The following is an 18225-nucleotide window of genomic DNA, read 5'->3' on the forward strand; positions in this document are numbered from 1 at the left end:
CGCTCAGCCCAGCACTGCCTCGAGGTTGGCCTGCACGGCGGTGAGGATCGCCTGCGGGTCGGCGTCCTTCAGGCCCTGCAGCTGAGAGTTGAAGTCGCTGATGACATCGGCCGCTCCCTGCGCGACCGGCCCACCCTGCGCGTAGTCGGCACCGGCCAGGAACGCCGCCTGCTCGGGGAACTGCTCGGTCCACTCCTCGTTGACCGACTGCACCGACGGCATCACACCGAACGCGGCCGCGAACTCCATCTGCTGCTCGCTCGAGGTGAGGAAGCCGACCAGGTCGACCGCCCCCGCGGTGTTGCCGCCGTCCGCAGCCACGCCCCAGCAGTTGGTGAACTGCAGCGTGCCCTGACCGCCCGGGCCGGCTGGCAGCTCGACCACCCGGTAGCTGACGTCGGGGTAGTTGTTCGTCATCGCACCCACGATCCAGTTGCCCTCGATCACCATCGCGGCAGCACCGAGGCCGAGCGCCTCGCCACCCCAGCCGGCGTTGATGTCACCCGGGTACGCCAGGGTGCCGTCGGCGAGCATCTGCTGCACGTACTCGAGCGCAGCCAGGTTCTCCGGGGTGTCCACGGTGGCCTCGTTGCCCTCGGGGTTGGTGAGCCCACCACCCGCCTGGGCCATGAAGGTCCCGATGCGCTGCCACTCCGCACCGAAGGACAGGCCCACCTGGGTGTCGGTCGTCAGCTGCTGCGCGACGGCGCTCAGCTCCTCCCAGGTGGTCGGGATGTCGTCGTCGGTGAGGCCGGCGGCCTCCCACGCGTCGGTGTTGATCACGAGCCCCAGTGTCGAGAAGTCCTTCGGCGCGCAGTACGCCGTCCCCTCGTAGGTGAAGGACTGCAGCAGCACGGGGTAGAAGTCGTCGGCGTTCTCGAGCTGGTCGACGTAGGGGAGGAGCGACCCGTTGCTCGCGTACGAGGCGAGGTTGTCGGCGCCGAGGTAGAACACGTCCGGCGGGTCGTCCGCCGCGAAGCCCTGGCTGAGCTCCTGGGGGAGGTCGGTGGCCGCGACCACCTCGACCTCGGTGCCCGACTCGGCGCTCCAGGCAGCGGCGGCCGCCTGCACCGCCTGGGTCTCGGCGTCCCCCGACGAACCGATCAGCACCGTCAGCGCCTCGCCGTTGTCCTCGGCACCGTCGCCGGCACCGTTGTCACCGGCGTCGGTCTCGTCGTCGAAGCCACCGCCGCCACCGCAGGCGGCGAGGGTGAGAGCGGTCGCGGCTGCCAGCGCGATCGTGGCGGTGCGGCGCGTGGTCCGGGCTCTGCTCATGGCGTCCTCAGGCTTTCGTGGGTGGGAGAGGGTGTCGCAAGGGGGTGGCGAGCGGTGCCGCTCGAGGCGCGGACGATCAGCGCGGGTGCCAGCAGCACCTGGTGGGGCTCGGCCCGCGGGCGCAGCACGAGGTCGAGGCACCGGGCGGCCGCCTCGGCCAACGGCTGCCGCAGCGAGCTGAGCCCGAGCGGCTCGGCGACCGGTGCGTCGTCGAAGCCGACGATCGCGACGTCGGCACCGAGCTGAGCGGTGACCCGCAGCGCGGCGACCGCGACGGAGTCGGACACGCACACGAGCGCCGTCGGCCGGACGCGTTCCAGCAGCGCGCGCACCGGTGCTGCCGCAGCCTCCACGGAGTCGAGCGTCACCGCCTGCCAGTCGGCGATCTCGCCGGCGGTGCGGCCGCGCTCGGCGAGCGCCCGGGCCCAGCCGTCGCGGCGGTCGTCCCCGACGCCGGACCCGGTCGGCCACCCGATGAACGCGATCCGCACGTGCCCGGCCTCTGCGAGGTGCTCGACCGCGGCGCGGGTCCCGGCGGCGCCGTCGACGTCGACCCAGTGGTGGCTGACGTCCGGGTGGCCCCACGGGCGGCCGAAGGTCACGAAGGGGACGCCGTGCTCGGCGAGCCAGCTCGTGCGCGGATCGCCGTGGTGGGTGTGGGCGAGCACGAAGCCGTCGAGGTCGGAGCCGTCGAGAAGGTGGCGGTACTCCGAGATCTCCTCGGCGTCGGTGCCCGCGGTGAAGAGCATGATCCGGTAGCCCTCGCGCTGCGCCGCCTCGGTGAGCGCGTGCAGGAACGCGCTGTCGACCGGGTAGCGCGTGCCACCACCCGAGGGCGGCACGGCGAACCCGAGGACGTGCGAGCGTCGGGTCACGAGCTGGCGCGCCGCCGCGTGCGGGCGGTAGCCCAGCTCCGCGATGGCCTGCTCGACCCGCTGCTTGGTGGCCGCCTTGACGATGTCGGGCGAGTTGATGACGTTGGAGACGGTCTGGCGCGACACGCTGGCGCGCGCCGCCACGTGCTCCAGGGTCACCCGCGTGGTCACGTCACCGCCTCCTCGCGGTCGGGAGCACCCGGACTTGGAGCGCTCAAATCGATGCGGTTAGAGTGACCCCGCCCGACGCCGTTGTCAAGAGGATCAGAGAGCCACTGTGGAGCGACAACCGCTGCTGCACGACCGACTGGTGTGCCTGGCGGCGCCCACACAGGCCTGGTCCGGCCCGGACGGCCAGATCCGAGGCACAGCCGGAATCGACGGCGTCTATCACGCTGACGTCCGGGTGCTGTCGAGTGCCGTGCTCCAGGTGGACGGTGTCGAGCCGGAGCCGATCAGCGCCGCCACGAGCGGCGCCGGGAGCGTGCTGGTCAGCGCGGTCGCACGATCGCTGGACGACCCGGGCGCCGACCCGACCGTCAGGGTCGACCGGTGGCGTGAGGTCTCGCCCGGCGGCTTCGGGGAGCGGTTCGTGGTCAGCTGTGCCACGGCCGAGGCGGTGACCGCCCGCGTGCGGGTGCGGGTCGCTGCGGATCTCGCCGGGATGGACGACGTCAAGGCCGGTCGCACCGTGCCGGCCGCACCGGCACGGTCAGCCGGGGTGTCCGAGCTGAGCTGGCAGGCCGATGCCGTCACCGCGCTGCTGAACGCGCCCGGCGCCGTCCTCGACCTGACCGACCCGACCTCGCCGGTGCTGGCGTGGGAGGTCACGGCGCGCCCGGACGAGCCGGCAGCCGTCGGTTACGAGCTCACGGCGTCCGACGCGGGCGCGGTCGTGCGGGCCGCGTCCGGTCCTGCCTGGGCCACGCCGACCGTCTCGGGCCTGGACGACCGGCTCGCGATGCTGCTGACGCAGAGCCTGGAGGACCTGAGCGGTCTGGTCATGTCGGCGTCGACGACACCGCAGGAGAGGTTCGTCGCGGCGGGAGCGCCGTGGTTCTTCACGCTGTTCGGCCGTGACTCGCTCTGGACCGCGCGGATGATGCTGCCGCTGGGCACCGATCTGGCCGCCGGCACGCTCCGCACCCTCGCCGCGCTCCAGGGTGAGCGCGAGGATCCCGAGACGGCGGAGCAACCGGGCAAGATCGTGCACGAGGTCAGGCGCGCCGCGATCGACCTGGATGACGGGACCCGCCTGCCGCCGCGGTACTACGGGACCATCGACGCCACCCCGCTGTGGGTCTGCGTGCTGCACGACGCGTGGCGATGGGGGATGCCGGCCACCGAGGTCGAGGCGCTGCTGCCGCACGCCGAGCGCGCACTCGCCTGGATGGCCGACCACGCCGACCCGGACGGCGACGGATTCCTCGAGTACGTCGACGCGAGCGGGCGCGGGCTGGCCAACCAGGGCTGGAAGGACTCCGGCGACTCGATCCGCTGGCGGGACGGCAGCCTGGCCGAGGGCACGATCGCGCTGTGCGAGGTGCAGGCGTACGCGCACGAGGCCGCACGGGCGGGCGCCGACCTGCTCGAGGCGTTCGGTCGCCCGGGCGCGACCCGGTGGCGCGACTGGGCCGCCGCGATGCGCACCCGGTTCCGCGAGCAGTTCTGGGTCGAGGACGCCGAGGGCCCGTATCCGGCCATCGCGCTCGACGGCGAGAAGCGTGCGGTCGACGCCCTCACCTCCAACATCGGTCACCTCCTCGGCACCGGGCTGCTCGATCCCGACGAGGAGCGGCTCGTCGCGGACCGGCTCACCTCGACGCGGCTGTCCTCGGGTTTCGGTGTCCACACGCTGGCGCACGGCTCGGGCGGGTTCTGGCCGCTGCGCTACCACGGCGGCACCGTGTGGCCGCACGACACGGCGATCGCGATCACCGGGCTGGCGCGGGCGGGCCTGCCCGAGCACGCTCGCGATCTCGCCGAGCAGCTGCTGACGGCGGCACCCTCGTTCGGCTACCGGTTGCCCGAGCTGTTCTCGGGTGACCGCGCCGAGGACGTGAGGCGGCCGGCGCCCTACCCGGCCGCGTGCCGGCCGCAGGCGTGGACGGCCGCGTCGGCGGTCGCGCTGCTGGGGGTCGCCCTCGGGCTGCGGCCCGACGTCCCGGCGGGAACGCTGCGGGTCACGCCGACGGTAGCGGGACCGTTCGACGTCAGCGGGCTCCGCCTGGGACCGGACCCGCTCGACGTCGCGATGACGCGTGACGGTGAGCTGAGCGTCGCGACGTCGGCGAGCGTCGCCGTCGAGATCTCCTGAGGTTCTTCGCCGTTCCCGCTCAGCGGTGCGCCGAGGTGCACCGGCCGCGGACGTACGATGGGGGCTCGCGACCGCCGCAGGCCGGTGATCGAGGAGGGAGGGTCGCGACGTGGGAGAGCTGGACCGACTGACCTCGCTCGAGGAGCTCCGCAGCTGCGGACCTGCACGGCTCGAGCGGTTGGCCGCCGAGATCCGGGAGTTCCTCGTGAGCTCGGTCTCGCAGACTGGTGGCCACCTCGGTCCCAACCTCGGCGTCGTCGAGCTGACGATCGCGATGCACCGCGTGTTCAGCTCGCCGCGCGACACGATCGTCTTCGACACCGGTCACCAGTCCTACGTGCACAAGATCCTCACCGGGCGCACCGAGTTCGGCAGGCTGCGCAGGCGTGGCGGCCTCTCCGGGTACCCGAGCCGTGCGGAGTCCGACCACGACGTCGTCGAGAACTCCCATGCCTCGACGGCGATCTCGTGGGCCGACGGCATCGCCCGCGCCAACCACCTCGTGGGCCGCTCGGACCGGACCGTGGTCGCCGTGATCGGTGACGGCGCGCTCACCGGCGGCATGGCCTGGGAGGCGCTCAACAACCTCGCGACCTCCGAGGACCGCAGGCTCGTGATCGTGGTCAACGACAACGGCCGCTCGTACGCGCCGACGATCGGCGGCCTCGCGCGGCAGCTCGACGCGCTGCGGACCTCCCGCCCCTACGAGAAGGTGCTCGGCTGGGGCAAGAAGACGCTCCAGGGTGCCGGCGCCCCTGGTCAGCTGACCTACGAGGCGCTGCACGGGCTCAAGACCGGGCTGCGCGACGTGCTGCGCCCGCAGGGCATGTTCGAGGGCCTGGGCATCAAGTACGTCGGCCCCGTCGACGGGCACGACGTGCTCGCTGTCGAGGCGGCGCTGCGGAGCGCTCAGGCCTACGGCGGGCCGGTGATCGTGCACGCCATCACCGAGAAGGGCCGCGGCTACGTGCCGGCCGAGAGCGACGCGGTCGACCGCTTCCACGCCGTCGGCGTGATCCACCCCGAGACGGGGCTGCCGGTCGTGCCGTCACGGTTCGGGTGGACCGCGGTGTTCGCCGAGGAGATCCTCGACATCGCGCGGTCGCGCTCCGACGTCGTCGGTGTCACGGCCGCGATGCTCGCCCCGGTGGGCCTGGCCCCGCTGGCTGAGGAGATGCCCGACCGGGTCATCGACGTCGGGATCGCCGAGCAGCACGCGCTCACCGCCTCGGCCGGCATGGCCTTCGCCGGCCTGCACCCGGTGGTGGCGCTGTACGCCACGTTCCTGAACCGTGCCTTCGACCAGCTGCTGATGGACATCGCGCTGCACAAGGCCGGCGTGACCATCGTGCTGGACCGCGCCGGGATCACCGGCGAGGACGGCGCCTCCCACAACGGCATGTGGGACATGGCGCTGCTGCGCATCGTCCCCGGGCTGCGGCTGGCGGCACCGCGCGACGAGGCGACGCTGCGCCAGGAGCTGCGCGAGGCCGTCGCGATCAGCGACGCGCCGACGGTGATCCGCTACCCGAAGTCCTCGCTGCCCGAGCCGATCCCGGCGATCTCCCGGACCGGCGTGGTCGACGTGCTCGCCCGCACCGCCGGCGACGGCGACGCCCGGGTTCTCGTGGTGGGTGTCGGATCGTTCGTCCCCTGCGCGCTGGAGGTCGGCAAGCGGCTCGCCGACCAAGGGGTGGGCAGCGTCGTGGTGGATCCGCGCTGGGTCCTGCCGGTCCCGGCCGAGCTGGTCGAGATGGCCCGCGGCGCCGACCTCGTGGTCACGATCGAGGACGGGCTGGTGGCGAACGGTGTCGGCGCCGCCGTCCGGGAGGCGCTGATCGCCGCGCGCATCGACGTGCCGGTGCAGACGCACGGGATCCCGACGGCCTTCCTCGAGCACGCCTCGCGTGACGAGATCGTCGAGGACCTGGGACTGCGCGCCGCCGACGTGGCTCGCGAGGCTGCCGCCACCGTGGCCGCCCGCGTCGAGGTCCAGCACTGAGCGACCCCGCGCCACTAGGGTGCGGCCATGTCGCTGGGGACATCGGGTGCTGCGGGTGAGGTGACGCTCGGCGTCGAGCACGTGCCGGAGCAGGATCCGCCACGTGCGTGGGTCGGCGGGCTGACGCTGGCCAACCTGGCGGTGTTCGCGGGTCTGTACGGCCCGATCCAGGTGCTGATCGCGCTGCAGGCGCTCGAGATCGCACCGGACAGCAAGGAGTACGTGGTCGGGCTGGTGACCGCAGCCGGTGCGGTGGCTGCCACGCTGGGCAACCCGCTGGCGGGAGCCTTGTCCGACCGGACGCGCAGCCGGTTCGGGCGCCGTTGGCCGTGGGTCCTGGGCGGATCGGTCGTCGCGGTCCTCGGGCTGGTGACGCTGTCGCAGACCGCCTCGGTCGCGCTGATGGTGGTGGGGTGGGTCGTGACCCAGCTCGGTCTGAACGCGATCTACGCCGGGATCACCGCCTCGGTGGCCGATCAGGTGCCGGTCCGGCGCCGCGGCGAGGTCGGTGGCTGGCTGGGGATGGCGCAGACGCTCGGGCTCGTGCTCGGGACCGCGGTCGCGGTCATGGCGGGCGGTGTCACGGCCGGCTACCTGGCGTGCGCCGGTCTCGCGCTCGTGCTGGTCGTGCCGTTCCTGCTGGGCAGGCGCGACCTGCGCCTGGTCGGTGCGGTCCCCGCGTTCCGGCTGGGCGCGTTCCTCGCACGGTTCTGGGTCTCGCCCCGCACGCACCCGGACTTCGGCTGGGCGTGGCTCACCCGGTGGCTCGTCAACCTCGGCAACGCGATCGGGACGCTGTACCTGCTCTTCTACCTGCAGGACGCGGTGGGCCTGGCCGACCCTGCCGCCGGGGTGCTCACGCTCGTGGGCGTGTACGCCCTGTGCGTGGTGGCGACGGCGGTGCTGTCGGGCCGTTGGTCGGACCGGGTGGGACGCCGCAAGCCGTTCGTGGCGCTCTCGGCCGTGCTGTCGGGTCTCGGTGCCGGCGTGCTCGCGCTGTCCCAGACCTGGCCCGGTGCGATCGTCGGCGCCGCGATCTTCGGCGTCGCCTACGGGGTGTTCCTCTCGGTCGACTTCGCGCTGGTGACCCAGGTGCTGCCCTCGTCCGGGGACGCCGCCCGCGACCTGGGCGTCATCAACATCGCGGCCGCGCTCCCGCAGGTCGTGGCCCCGGTGCTCGCGGCGCCGCTCGTCGCGGCGTTCGCCTCCGTCAACGCCGGCTACGCGGCGCTGTACGCGCTCTCCGCCGCCGTCAGCATCCTCGGCGGTGTGCTCGTCGGCCGCATCCGTGGCGTGAGGTGAGCGCGGCCGCTCTCAGAGGGCGCCCGTGCGCTGCAGGTACGGCGTGATGCCACCGAGGTGGAACGGCCAACCGGCGCCGAGGATCATGCCGAGGTCGATGTCGGCGGTGTCGGTGACGACGCCCTCCGCCATCATCAGCCGCACCTCTTCGGCGAGGGCCTGCCGCACCCGGGCGAGGAGCTCGTCCGCACTCTCACCGTGGCCCGCCCGCGACCCGAAGTAGGACGCGATGGCCGGGTCCACCGGTGAGGTGGCGTCGGGGCGACCCTCGAAGGTGACGAACGGGGCGCCGTCCTCGACCATCCGGTCCAGACCGGGCGAGGTGGGGTACCGCTCGCCCAGGTTCTCCCGCAGCGTGTCGAGGACGTGCTTGGCGACAGCGGGGCCGACGAGCTGGAGCAGCTGGAACGGTCCCATCGGCAGCCCCAGCGGCCGCAGCGCCGCGTCGGCGGTGGCGACGTCGGTGCCGTCCTCGAGCGAGCCGAGCACCTCGCCCAGGAGTCGGACGAGCAGCCGGTTGACCACGAACCCGGGCCTGTCGGCCACCGCGATCGCGGACTTGCCGGACGCCTTGGCGACGGCGAACGCCGTCGCGTAGGCGGCGTCGTCGGTCCGCTCGGCCCGCACCACCTCGACGAGCGGCATCTGCGCGACCGGGTTGAAGAAGTGCAGGCCGACCACACGCTCGGGGTGCTGCAGGTCCGCCGCCATCGCGGTCACCGACAGCGCCGAGGTGTTGGTCGCCAGGATCGTCGCGGGGGAGATGACCTGCTCGAGCTCGGCGAACACCTGCTTCTTGACGTCGAGCTCCTCGAACACGGCCTCGATGACCAGGTCAGCGTGGGCGAGGTCGGCGAGGTCGACAGTCCCGGACACCAACGAGGTGATCCGGTTCGCCTCGTCGTCACCGATGCGACCCTGCTTCGTGAGCTTGGCGACCTCGGCCGCGACGAAGCCGAGGCCCCGCTCCACCCGGGCGTCGTCGAGGTCGCGCATGATCACCGGCACCTTCATGCGGCGTGCGAGCAGCAGCGCGAGCTGGCTCGCCATCAGACCGGCGCCGGCGATGCCGACGCTGCGGACCGGCCGCGCCTGATCGGCGGACGGCGCCCCGACCGGCCGCTTGGCACGGCTCGTCGTCAGGGTGAAGGCGTGCATGCTGGCCTTGAACTCCGGCGAGACCAGCAGCCTGGCGAGGGCGGCGTCCTCCGCCGCGAACGAGGCCTCGCGATCCCGCTGGGCCGAGAGCGTCAGCAGGTCCAGCGCCTCGTACGCGGCCGGTGCGGCGCCGTGCAGGCGGGCATCGACCATCGCGCGTGCACCCTCGACGACCGCCGTCCAGTGCGCGGCGGGCAACGGCTCGGGGCGGCTGATCTCGACCGCTCCGGTGAGCACCGACGCTGCCCATCGCAGCGACTCCGCGAGGAAGTCGGCAGGCTCCATGACCACGTCCATCAGACCCAGCTCGGCAGCAGCCGGGCCCGTGAGCTGCTTGTTGTTGCGGAGCGGGTTGGCGATGATCACCTCGAGCGCCTTCTCGATCCCGATCACCCCCGGCGCGAGGAACGTGCCGCCCCACCCGGGGATGAGTCCGAGCGCGACCTCGGGGAGCCCGAGGTTGCGCACCGAGGAGATCACCGTGCGGTAGGAGCACGCGAGCGCGAGCTCCATGCCGCCGCCCAGCGCGACGCCGCTGACGAACGCGAAGGTGGGTACCGGCGCGTCGAGCAGGGTCCGGTACGCGGCGTGGCCCTGCTGGGCGATCGTGAGAGCGTCCTGCTCGGTCTGGATGCTCGCGGCGCCCTTGAGGTCGGCGCCGGCGGCGAAGTGGAACGGCTTGCCGGTGATGCCGATCGCATGGATCTCGCCCGCGTGGGCACGCTCGACCAGGCCCTCGACGGCGGAGCGCAGCTCGGCGAGCCCGGCGGGACCGAGCGTGTTGGGCTTGGTGTGGTCCTCACCGTTGTCCAGGGTGATCAGCCCCAGCACGAGCGGTCCGGTGGCCGTCGCCGCGAACGGCGCCAGGTCGATGTCGCGGACGAGCGCGTGCGTCACGCGCTCGGCCGGAGGCTGGCTCGTCTGCTCGCTCATCGGTCCGTCTCCTTGCCGTAGTGGGGGTTCTCCCAGATCACGGTGCCGCCCTGGCCGAGACCCACGCACATGGTGGTGAGGCCGTAGCGGACCTGCGGCTGCTCGGCGAGCTGGCGCGCAAGCTGAAGCATCAGCCTGACGCCCGAGGCGGCGAGCGGGTGCCCCACCGCGATGGCGCCGCCGTAGGGGTTGACGCGCGGGTCGTCGTCGGCGATCCCGAACGCGTCGAGGAAGGCGAGCACCTGGACGGCGAACGCCTCGTTGATCTCGAACAGCCCGATGTCGTCGATCTCGAGGCCGGCGATCTCGAGGGCCTTCTGCGTCGCCGGGACCGGTCCGACGCCCATCACCTCGGGCTCGACGCCCGAGTACGCGTAGGACACCAGCCGCAGCTTGGGCTGCAGCCCGAGCTCGGCGGCCAGGTCGGCCGAGGTGAGCAGCGCGGCGGTGGCGCCGTCGGTGAGCGGGGACGAGGTCGCGGCCGTGACGCGGCCGCCGGCGCGGAACGGGGTCGACAGGCCCGCCATGCCCTCCACGGTGGTGCCCGGTCGGGGTGGCTCGTCGGCGGTCGCAAGGCCCCAGCCACGCTCGGGGTCGGCGACCGCGACCGGCACCAGGTCGGGGCTGATCTTGCCCGCGGCGAGCGCGGCGGCGTACTTGCGCTGCGACGCCGCGCCGTAGGCGTCCGCCCGCTCCCTGGTGAGCGCGGGGTAGCGGTCGTGCAGGTTCTCGGCGGTGGCACCCATGACGAGGGCGTCCGCGGAGACCAGGCGCTCGGCGATGAAGCGGGGGTTCGGCTCCATGCCGGCACCGAGCGGGTGCGCGCCCATGTGCTCGACGCCACCGGCGATCGCGGCGTCGAGCGCGCCGACGGCGATCTGGCCGGCGAGCAGGGTGGTCGTCGTCATGGCGCCGGCGCACATGCGGTCGAGGGCGAAGCCGGGGACCTGGCGGGGGAGTCCCGCGAGCATGCCCACGGTCCGGCCGAGCGTCAGTCCCTGGTCGCCGACCTGGCTGGTGGCGGCGATGCCGACGTCGCCGATGCGCTCGGGCGGCAGCCCCGGGTTGCGGCGCAGCAGGTCGCGCACGACCGCGACGGCGATGTCATCCGCACGCGTGTGGGCGTACAGGCCATCGGGCTTGGCGCGCCCGAACGGTGAGCGGACCGCGTCCACGAGAACCACGTCACGACCGAGCAGGGGCATCGTCGACTCCAAGAGTTGGTACCGGTAGTACTAGGTATCTTCTCCCGAGCCTACCTGGTCCGTCGACGGGACGGAATCCGGGTCGGCGAGGCCCGCGGCGAGACGTCCCGCGACCTGCTCGACCTGCCACGGACGCGCGCCGAGGGCCGTGAGGAACTCCCCGATGTGCTGCTCGTCGGCCGGCTGCGGCGGCGTCCAGGCGAGCCGTCGCTGGGAGTCCGGCGCCAGCAGGTTCTCCTGCGGCATCGCGATCTCGGCCGCGTGGTGGCGGATGACCGCCTTGACGACCTCCAGCCGTGCGGCAGCCTCCGGATCCCGCTCGCGCCAGGCTCGCGGCGCCGGGATGGCGTCGGGGTCGTGGGGCGGTCGCTTGGTCGGCAGCTCGGACTCGGGGAGCGCGAGCGCCCGCGCGATCGCCTCGTGCCAGGTTCGCAGCCGGCGGGCAGCCCCGCGGTGCTTGAACTCGCGCAGCCCGGCGAGCTGGGGCATCGTGCGGGGCTTGACCCGGCCGGCGGCGACCATCGCGTCGACCGAGAGGATCCGCCCCGGCGCGATGTCGGCCTCCTTCGCGACCTGTTCGCGTACCTGCCACAGCTCACGGACGACGGCGAGGCCGCGCTGGTCGCGGATCGCGTGGGCGCCCTTGCGCCAGGCCTCCGGGCGCGGGCCGGGCGGCGGGGCCAGCCGAACCATCTCGAACTCCTGGCGCGCCCACTCCAGCTTGCCGGCGGCCTCGAGCTTGGCCTCGAGGATGTCCCGGAGCTCGACCAGCACCTCGACGTCGAGTGCCGCGTACCGCAGGTAGGACTCCTTGAGCGGCCGCACCGACCAGTCCGCCGCCGAGTGCTCCTTGGCGAGGCTGAGCCCGAGCTCGGCCGCGACGATCGGACCGAGGCCCACGCGTTCGAGCCCGAGCAGGCGGCCGGCGAGCTCGGTGTCGAACAGGCTGCTCGGGAACATCCCGATCTCGGCGAGGCAGGGCAGGTCCTGGCTGGCGGCGTGCAGGACCCACTCGGTGTCCGCGAGCGCCTCGGACAGCGAGGACAGGTCGCCCAGCGGGATCGGGTCGATGAGCGCCGTCCCGGCACCCTCGCGCCGCAGCTGGACCAGGTAGGCCCGCTGCCCGTACCGGAACCCGGAGGCGCGCTCGGCGTCGACCGCGACCGGTCCGCTGCCGGCCGCGAACGACCGCACGGTCTCGGCGAGCGCCGCCGGCGTGTCGACCAGGTCGGGGACGCCGTCGGCAGGGACCAGCAGCGGCACGAGCGCAGGCGTGATCGGTTCCGACGGCGCGGTCGCCGTCTCCTCGGTGTCGGTCATCGGCGTCGGCTCAGCAGACTCACGTTGTCCGGGATCGGCGGCAGACCGCTGACCTGCGACAGCAGCAGCGCCCACGCCCGCAGGTGCGGCCCGAGGTCGGTGGTGCCCGGCGTCCAGGACGCGCGGACCTCGATCTCGACCTCGCCGTCGCGCAGCTCGAGCCCGCCGAAGGTCTCGGACAGCACGCGGGTGACGGTGCCGGACAGGGAGTGGTACTCGGCACCGCACTCCGCGAGGGCGTCGGTGAGCCACGCCCACCCGACCTCGCCGAGCAGGGGGTCCTGGGCGACCTCGGGCTCCATGCGCGCCCGACCCATCACGATGGCGCGGAACTCCCCGTTCCAGGCGTCCTGCCCCTCGGGGTCGTAGAGCACCACGAAGCGGCCGGAGCCGAGGATGTCCTCGGGCTCGCGCGTGCGGTTCACCTCGCCGGTGAGCGCCAGGGCGTACGGCGCGATGCGGGTGGGGGCGGGGACCTCTTCCAGGTGGAGCTCCGGCCGGAGCCGGTGTCCTCGCAGGCTCAGCAGCGCAGCCTCGAAGTCGGGAGGGGTGGCCGGGGTGCCGGCCTCACCTGGGCGAGGTGGCTGCTTGACGGAGTCCACAGCGACAGGCTATGTCGGCGCGCCGACGTGCGGGGCCGTGCCACGCCGGTGGCTCGGGCCGCGGCGCGCGGGCCACTAGTCTCGCGGCCATGCCGAACGAGGACTCCGTGCGCCCGATCGTGGTCGGTGGCGACATCGGCGCCTACGCCTCGGCGCGCGCGTTCCACGAGGCGTACGGGGTGCGCACCGTGGTGCTCGCCGGTGTCTCGGTCGGCCCGGTCGCGCACAGCGCGATCGTCGACCTGCGCGTCGTCGCGGGTCTGGACGACGACGAGGCGCTCGTCGCAGCGGTGCGGGCCGTGGCGGGCGAGCAGCCCGGCGTCCCGCACCTGGTGCTGGGCAGCGCCGACCACGCGGTGCTCGCGCTGGTGCGTGTGCGCGACCGGCTCGGTCCGGACGTCGTGGTGCCGTACACCGACGAGGCGACCATGGCGCGGGTGACCTCGAAGGCAGGTTTCAGCCGGTTGTGCACCGAGCTCGGCATCCCGCACCCGCGCACGTGGGTGGTGGCCGTGGGCACCGACAGCCACGACCTCGGCGACGGCGTGAGCTTTCCCGCCGTGGTCAAGGCGTCGTCGTCGGCGGAGTTCCACGAGGTCGAGTTCAGGGGCAAGCGGAAGGTGGCCTACGCCGCCGACGGCGCCGAGCTGACCGCGCTGCTGGACCGGATGGCCGCGGCCGGCTTCCACGGCGAGGTGGTCGTGCAGGAGATGGTCGTGGGTGACGACGAGGACATGGCCGCCGTCAACGCGTTCTGCGGCCCCGAGGGGGGTGTGCGGCTGCTGCTGTTCGGCCAGGTGCTGCTGGAGGAGGCCACCCCCAACGGGCTCGGCAACTCGGTCGCCCAGATCACCGGGTCGGGCACGGACGAGCACGCCGCCGAGGCGGTCGAGCACGCGCGGCTGCTGCTCACGCACCTGGGGTGGTCGGGTTTCGCCAACCTCGACCTCAAGCGCGATGCACGCGACGGCCGCTACCGGTTCTTCGAGCTCAACCCGCGCGTGGGCCGCAGCGGCTACGCGGTCACGGCTGCCGGCCACAACGTCGCCACCCTGTACGGCGACGCCTACGTGAAGGGCGACCGGTCGCCGTCGGGCGGGCCTGTCGTCAGCGAGAGCGAGCACCTGTTCACCGTGGTGCCGCTGGCGTTGCTGCGCCGCTACGTCTCGGCACCCACCTGGGTGCGGGTGCGTGAGCTGAGGCGCCGGGGCGCCGTCACCAACCCGTACTACTACGCGGTCGAGAAGAACCCGCGGCGCTGGCTCTACGTGGCCACCGCGATGGTGAACCAGTTCCGCAAGTTCGGTCGCTGGCACACCCCGCGAGCGCGCTGAGCAGGCTCAGCCGAGGAAGTTCGTGCCCGTGTAGAAGTGCAGCACGGGGACGCCGAGGGTCTCACGGGCGCGGGAGGCCCAGTCGGCGTGGAAGGTGTCCTCGACGGCGTGGGGCCGGGTCACGATGATGACCTCATCGGCGTCGGTGTTGGTGACCGCCTGCGTCAGAGCGGGCAGCGGGTCGTCCTCGACGACGTTCCCCACGACCGTGGCTCCGGCGCCCTCGAGCGCGGTCAGCGTGTCCTGCAGCGCGGCGCCGGCCTCCTGGCGAGCCTCGTCGGCGGTCTCCTTGTCGGTGATCGCCTCCCACGCCTCCTTGAGCTCGAACAGGCTCAGGTGGTCGATGATGTCGGTGATCACGTTGCGCTCGGTGTCCGCAGGCACGAGGACGGTGATGTCGAGCGGCTCCTCGCCGTGCAGCGTCCGGATGTTCGCGACGTCGCTGGGCCGCAACGCTTCCTCGGTGAGCAGGATGATCGTCGGCATGCGGCGAGCATACTGGCGCACGCACACCCCGACGGGCCACCCCTAGGCGGGCCGAGCGGGCGCGGGGACCGGCCGGCGGCCGCGCTGCAGCAGCAGGATCAGGCCCGCGGACACCAGGATGCCGAGCAGCGGCGGGATGCCGACCTCGAGGGCACCGGTCACGTACGCCGCGACGCAGCCGGCGGCGTAGGCGAGGAGGCTGCGGGGCTCGAGCGCACGCAGGGTGTGGCCCTCGGGGACGCCCGCGCGCCAGCGGCAGAAGTAGTCCGCGATGATGACGCCGCCGAGCGGTGGGATGAAGGTGCCGAGCAGCCCCAGGTAGGTCACGAGGTTGTTCTGCACGCCCGTCAGCGCCAGCACGGTGCCGATGACGGCGCCGCCGATGATGAAGGGTGCCTTGCTCGGCCGGTTCAGCAGCTCGGCGCCCGCGACGCCGAAGGCGTACGCGGTGTCGGCGTTGGAGGTCCACAGGTTCCCGAAGAGCAGGAACACGCCCCAGCCGACCAGGCCCAGGTTGAACAGCACGAGGATGAAGTCGGCCTCACCGCTGGTCAGCGCGCCGATCGCGCCGAAGACGATCATGGTGCCGTTGCCGAGGAGGAAGGCGAGCACGCACGCGATCACCGCGCCGCGGCCGGACCGCGCGAACCGGGTCCAGTTCGGCGCCTGCGTCCCGGCGGAGGCGAAGGTCCCGACCACGGTCGTGATCGCGGTCGCGACGCTCATCGTCGCGACCGGCTCGATCGCGGCGAGCGCGTCGAGGCCGCCCGCCTCGGTCACCGATCGCACCGCGACCCAGACGGCCAGCACCAGCACCAGCGGGGTCGCCACCAACGACGCCCAGTACATGCCGTGGTACCCGTAGAGCGCGGTGACGCACATGAGCGCGCTCGTGATGATCATGATCGCCGCGCGGGGTGCGAACGTCTCCCATCCGGCGGCCTGCGCAGTGAGGTCACCGATGGTGCCGATGACGACGCCGTACCAGCCGATCTGGGTGCCGCCGAGGAGCACCGAGGCGAGCTTGGACCCGCGCGAGCCGAAGCTGCGGCGGGCCATCACCACCGTCGTCAGCCCGGACCGCGCCCCCACGTAGCCCATGAGGGCGACGTAGCCGCCGAGGATCGCGGACCCGGTGAGCACGACGCCGAGCAGCTGCCAGAACGGGAACGCGGGGCCGATCGTGGCACCGGCCAGCATCGTCGGCGTGAACACCGTGAAGCCGACGAGCACGACGACGAGCGAGAGCGTCGTGCGCCGGGCGTGGCTCGGCACCGGCGTCACCGGGTAGTCCTTGTCGATCGGCTCGGGAGCCTCGACCACGGTGCCGGTCATGCCTCCTCCCCGATGTCCTCGGCCCAGAGCTCGGGACGCTCGGTGATCATCCGCTGCATCAGCTCGACGCACCGCTGGTCATCGAGCACCGTGAGCTCGATCCCGTGGCTGCGGAGCCAGTCCTCGGACGTGGAGAACGTGCTGTTCTCGCCGATGACGATCCGGGGGATCTCGTACAGGACCGCCGTGCCGGCGCACATGTAGCAGGGGGAGAGCGTGGTGTAGAGGACGCTGCTGCGGTACACGGACGCCGGCAGCCGACCCGCGTTCTCGAGGCAGTCCGTCTCGCCGTGGCGGATCGCGCTGCCGAGCTGCACCCGCCGGTTGCGACCGACCGCCAGCACCTCACCCCGATGGACGAGCACGGCACCGATCGGGATGCCGCCCTCGTCCCACCCGATCTGCGCCTGCTGGAGCGCCAGCTCCATGAAACGGGCGTCGTCGTCGCTGCTCACTCGTGCCTCCCGCGGGTGGTGTGCTGGTCTCGGGGAAGCGTAGTGAGGCGATGTCTCGAACCTGTTACGCGACGTCGCGGACGTACCGGGAGATCGTCCGCACCGGTGCGAACCCGACCGAGGCGTAGAGCCGGTCCGCCCCTGTCGGACTGGTCGAGTCCACCTCGAGCTCGACGACGGCGAAGCTCGCCTCGCGCGCCGCGCGGAGCGTGCCCATCAGCACCGCGCGTGCGAGGCCGCGTCCACGCGCCTGCCGGCGTGTGCCGAGCAGCTCGATGTGGGCGACGCCCGGCTGCGGCTCGCTGACCAGGGCGTACGCCAGGACGGTGCCGTGCTCGTCGGTGACGACCCTGCCGATGTCGTGCCGCGACGTCGAGGAGGACATCCACTGGGCCCAGGCGTCCTCCGCGATAGGGCTGGCGTTGCGATGGTCGCGGAACGCGTCGTTGTGCGCGTCGCGCGTGGCCACCTGGAGGTCGGCGTCGAGGGGGACCGCGGCCGTCTGCTCGCCCGGGTCCTGCCACGCCGGGAGGTCGACCTCCATCGTGATGAAGGCGTTGTCGGGCGCGTAGCCGGTCAGCTCCAGCAGCCTCTGCGTGGCCGAGCCCGGGGTGCCACCGGCGGTGCGGAGCCGTACCGGGAGGCCGGGCAGCCGTTCCTGCGCCAGCGCGGTGCCGCGGTGTTCCAGCCACGTCAGCAGGTCGCGGCCGATGCCACGTCCTCGATGCTGGGGGTGGACGTCGCCGCTGAACCCGACGAGCGCTCGTCCCTCGACCGGCTGCTCCGAGACCCAGGTGGTTCCGGCCGCCACGAGCTCGCCCTCGTCCCACACGCCCACGCTGTCGGTCGCAGGGTCGAACCGCGGCGCGTCGAGCCGCTCGGCGACCGAGGTCTCCGGCACGGGCCTGCCGGTGCCGTCGGCGGCGACCGCCGCGTTGACCAGGGCGGTGAGCGCGGGGGCGTCGTGTCGGGCCAGCGCGCGCCACGCCAGCGGCATCAGGCGGGTGCCTTGCCGAGGTCGATCGTGCGCGAGCGCTCGACGCGCAGCGTGATCAGGGCGTCGTCCTGGAGCCCGGGCCCGGCCGCGTGGGCGGAGATGGCCTCGGCCCCCAGGTAGCGGGCGGCGATCGCCTCGCGCTCCTCGGTGGTCATGGACACGCTCATGGTCGGTCTCCGTTCTCCGGGACGTGGGTGTGGCCGTGGGCGCGCAACCGGTCTCGGAGCCGGACCGCGGCGTCGTCCATGTCGGCGTCGGGGACGTCGGTCATCACCTGAGCCACGTCGAAGTCGGCTGCGCTGCGGCTGGGCCACACGTGCACGTGGGCGTGCGGGATCTCGTACCCCTCGATCAGCAGGCCGATCCGCTCCGCGTCGAACTCCTCCCGCTGAGCCACCCCGATGAGGCGGGCGACCTCGAACAGGTGAGCAGCGACGTCGGGCTCGAGGTCGACCCATTGGTCGACCTCCGCGCGCGGCACCACCATCGCGTGCCCGAGCTGGAGCGGGCCGATCGTCAGGAAGGCGACGCACACGTCGTCGGACCAGACGAACCTGCCGGGGATCTCGCCGTCGATGATGCGGGTGAACAACGTGGTCATAGGGCCACGGTAGCCATCGGGTGCGACG

General features: G+C 72.9%; 16 protein-coding genes. 4 read left to right on the forward strand and 12 right to left on the reverse strand.

Features of this window, described 5'->3' with window-relative positions; translation table 11 throughout:
• Positions 1 to 3 precede the first annotated feature (3 nt).
• Entirely contained in the window at positions 4 to 1275 is a 1272-nt protein-coding gene (locus GPA04_RS02420; RefSeq protein WP_156221941.1) for an extracellular solute-binding protein, read from the reverse strand.
• Positions 1272 to 2321: a LacI family DNA-binding transcriptional regulator gene (locus GPA04_RS02425; protein ID WP_156221943.1), complete on the reverse strand. Its 1050-nt coding sequence runs from the start codon at positions 2319 to 2321 to the stop codon at positions 1272 to 1274. The genes GPA04_RS02420 and GPA04_RS02425 overlap by 4 nt, the downstream gene beginning before the upstream one ends.
• A gap of 106 nt (positions 2322 to 2427) precedes the next feature.
• Between GPA04_RS02425 and GPA04_RS02430 the strand changes: the two genes are divergently transcribed.
• The 3 genes from GPA04_RS02430 to GPA04_RS02440 all read left to right on the forward strand — a co-directional run bounded on the left by GPA04_RS02430 (position 2428) and on the right by GPA04_RS02440 (position 7771).
• Complete coding sequence (locus GPA04_RS02430) at positions 2428 to 4467, forward strand: glycogen debranching N-terminal domain-containing protein (RefSeq protein ID WP_156221945.1); 2040 nt, start codon at positions 2428 to 2430, stop codon at positions 4465 to 4467.
• A gap of 109 nt (positions 4468 to 4576) precedes the next feature.
• Entirely contained in the window at positions 4577 to 6469 is a 1893-nt protein-coding gene (gene dxs, locus GPA04_RS02435) for a 1-deoxy-D-xylulose-5-phosphate synthase (RefSeq protein ID WP_156221947.1), read from the forward strand.
• Positions 6470 to 6496: 27 nt separating this feature from the next.
• Positions 6497 to 7771, forward strand: coding sequence for an MFS transporter (locus GPA04_RS02440; RefSeq protein ID WP_156221949.1), 1275 nt, complete (start codon positions 6497 to 6499; stop codon positions 7769 to 7771).
• A 12-nt stretch (positions 7772 to 7783) separates the two neighbouring features.
• Here the strand turns inward: GPA04_RS02440 and GPA04_RS02445 are convergent, their stop codons facing one another.
• Genes GPA04_RS02445 through GPA04_RS02460 form a run of 4 tightly spaced genes read right to left on the reverse strand, consistent with a single transcriptional unit; the run spans position 7784 to position 12989 of the window.
• Positions 7784 to 9862, reverse strand: coding sequence for a 3-hydroxyacyl-CoA dehydrogenase NAD-binding domain-containing protein (locus tag GPA04_RS02445; protein ID WP_156221951.1), 2079 nt, complete (start codon positions 9860 to 9862; stop codon positions 7784 to 7786).
• Positions 9859 to 11067, reverse strand: coding sequence for a thiolase family protein (locus GPA04_RS02450; protein WP_156221953.1), 1209 nt, complete (start codon positions 11065 to 11067; stop codon positions 9859 to 9861). The genes GPA04_RS02445 and GPA04_RS02450 overlap by 4 nt, the downstream gene beginning before the upstream one ends.
• Before the next feature lie 30 nt (positions 11068 to 11097).
• Positions 11098 to 12387, reverse strand: a complete 1290-nt coding sequence (locus tag GPA04_RS02455; protein ID WP_156221955.1) for an HRDC domain-containing protein — start codon at positions 12385 to 12387, stop codon at positions 11098 to 11100.
• Positions 12384 to 12989 (reverse strand): DUF3000 domain-containing protein, encoded by a 606-nt coding sequence (locus GPA04_RS02460; protein WP_156221958.1) that lies wholly within the window; start codon positions 12987 to 12989, stop codon positions 12384 to 12386. Before GPA04_RS02460 ends, GPA04_RS02455 begins: the two co-directional genes overlap by 4 nt.
• 89 nt (positions 12990 to 13078) lie before the next feature.
• On the opposite strand from GPA04_RS02460, the gene GPA04_RS02465 reads away from it, so the two are divergent.
• Positions 13079 to 14323, forward strand: a complete 1245-nt coding sequence (locus GPA04_RS02465) for a carboxylate--amine ligase (protein ID WP_156221960.1) — start codon at positions 13079 to 13081, stop codon at positions 14321 to 14323.
• A gap of 6 nt (positions 14324 to 14329) precedes the next feature.
• Here GPA04_RS02465 and GPA04_RS02470 read toward each other — a convergent pair whose 3' ends face one another.
• From GPA04_RS02470 to GPA04_RS02495, 6 genes are all read right to left on the reverse strand, one after another.
• Entirely contained in the window at positions 14330 to 14809 is a 480-nt protein-coding gene (locus tag GPA04_RS02470) for a hypothetical protein (RefSeq protein WP_156221962.1), read from the reverse strand.
• Between the two features lie 42 nt (positions 14810 to 14851).
• Complete coding sequence (gene codB / locus GPA04_RS02475; protein ID WP_156221964.1) at positions 14852 to 16144, reverse strand: cytosine permease; 1293 nt, start codon at positions 16142 to 16144, stop codon at positions 14852 to 14854.
• Positions 16141 to 16599 (reverse strand): nucleoside deaminase, encoded by a 459-nt coding sequence (locus tag GPA04_RS02480; protein WP_277754269.1) that lies wholly within the window; start codon positions 16597 to 16599, stop codon positions 16141 to 16143. Before GPA04_RS02480 ends, codB begins: the two co-directional genes overlap by 4 nt.
• Positions 16600 to 16663: 64 nt before the next feature.
• Entirely contained in the window at positions 16664 to 17596 is a 933-nt protein-coding gene (locus GPA04_RS02485) for a GNAT family N-acetyltransferase (RefSeq protein ID WP_156221966.1), read from the reverse strand.
• Positions 17596 to 17763, reverse strand: a complete 168-nt coding sequence (locus GPA04_RS02490) for a hypothetical protein (RefSeq protein ID WP_156221968.1) — start codon at positions 17761 to 17763, stop codon at positions 17596 to 17598. The genes GPA04_RS02485 and GPA04_RS02490 overlap by 1 nt, the downstream gene beginning before the upstream one ends.
• On the reverse strand, positions 17760 to 18197 hold the full coding sequence (locus GPA04_RS02495; RefSeq protein ID WP_156221970.1) for an HIT family protein: 438 nt from the start codon (positions 18195 to 18197) through the stop codon (positions 17760 to 17762). Before GPA04_RS02495 ends, GPA04_RS02490 begins: the two co-directional genes overlap by 4 nt.
• Positions 18198 to 18225 lie beyond the last annotated feature (28 nt).

It is taken from the genome of Pseudactinotalea suaedae, from assembly GCF_009733815.1.
Classification (GTDB): Bacteria; Actinomycetota; Actinomycetes; order Actinomycetales; family Beutenbergiaceae; genus Pseudactinotalea; species Pseudactinotalea suaedae.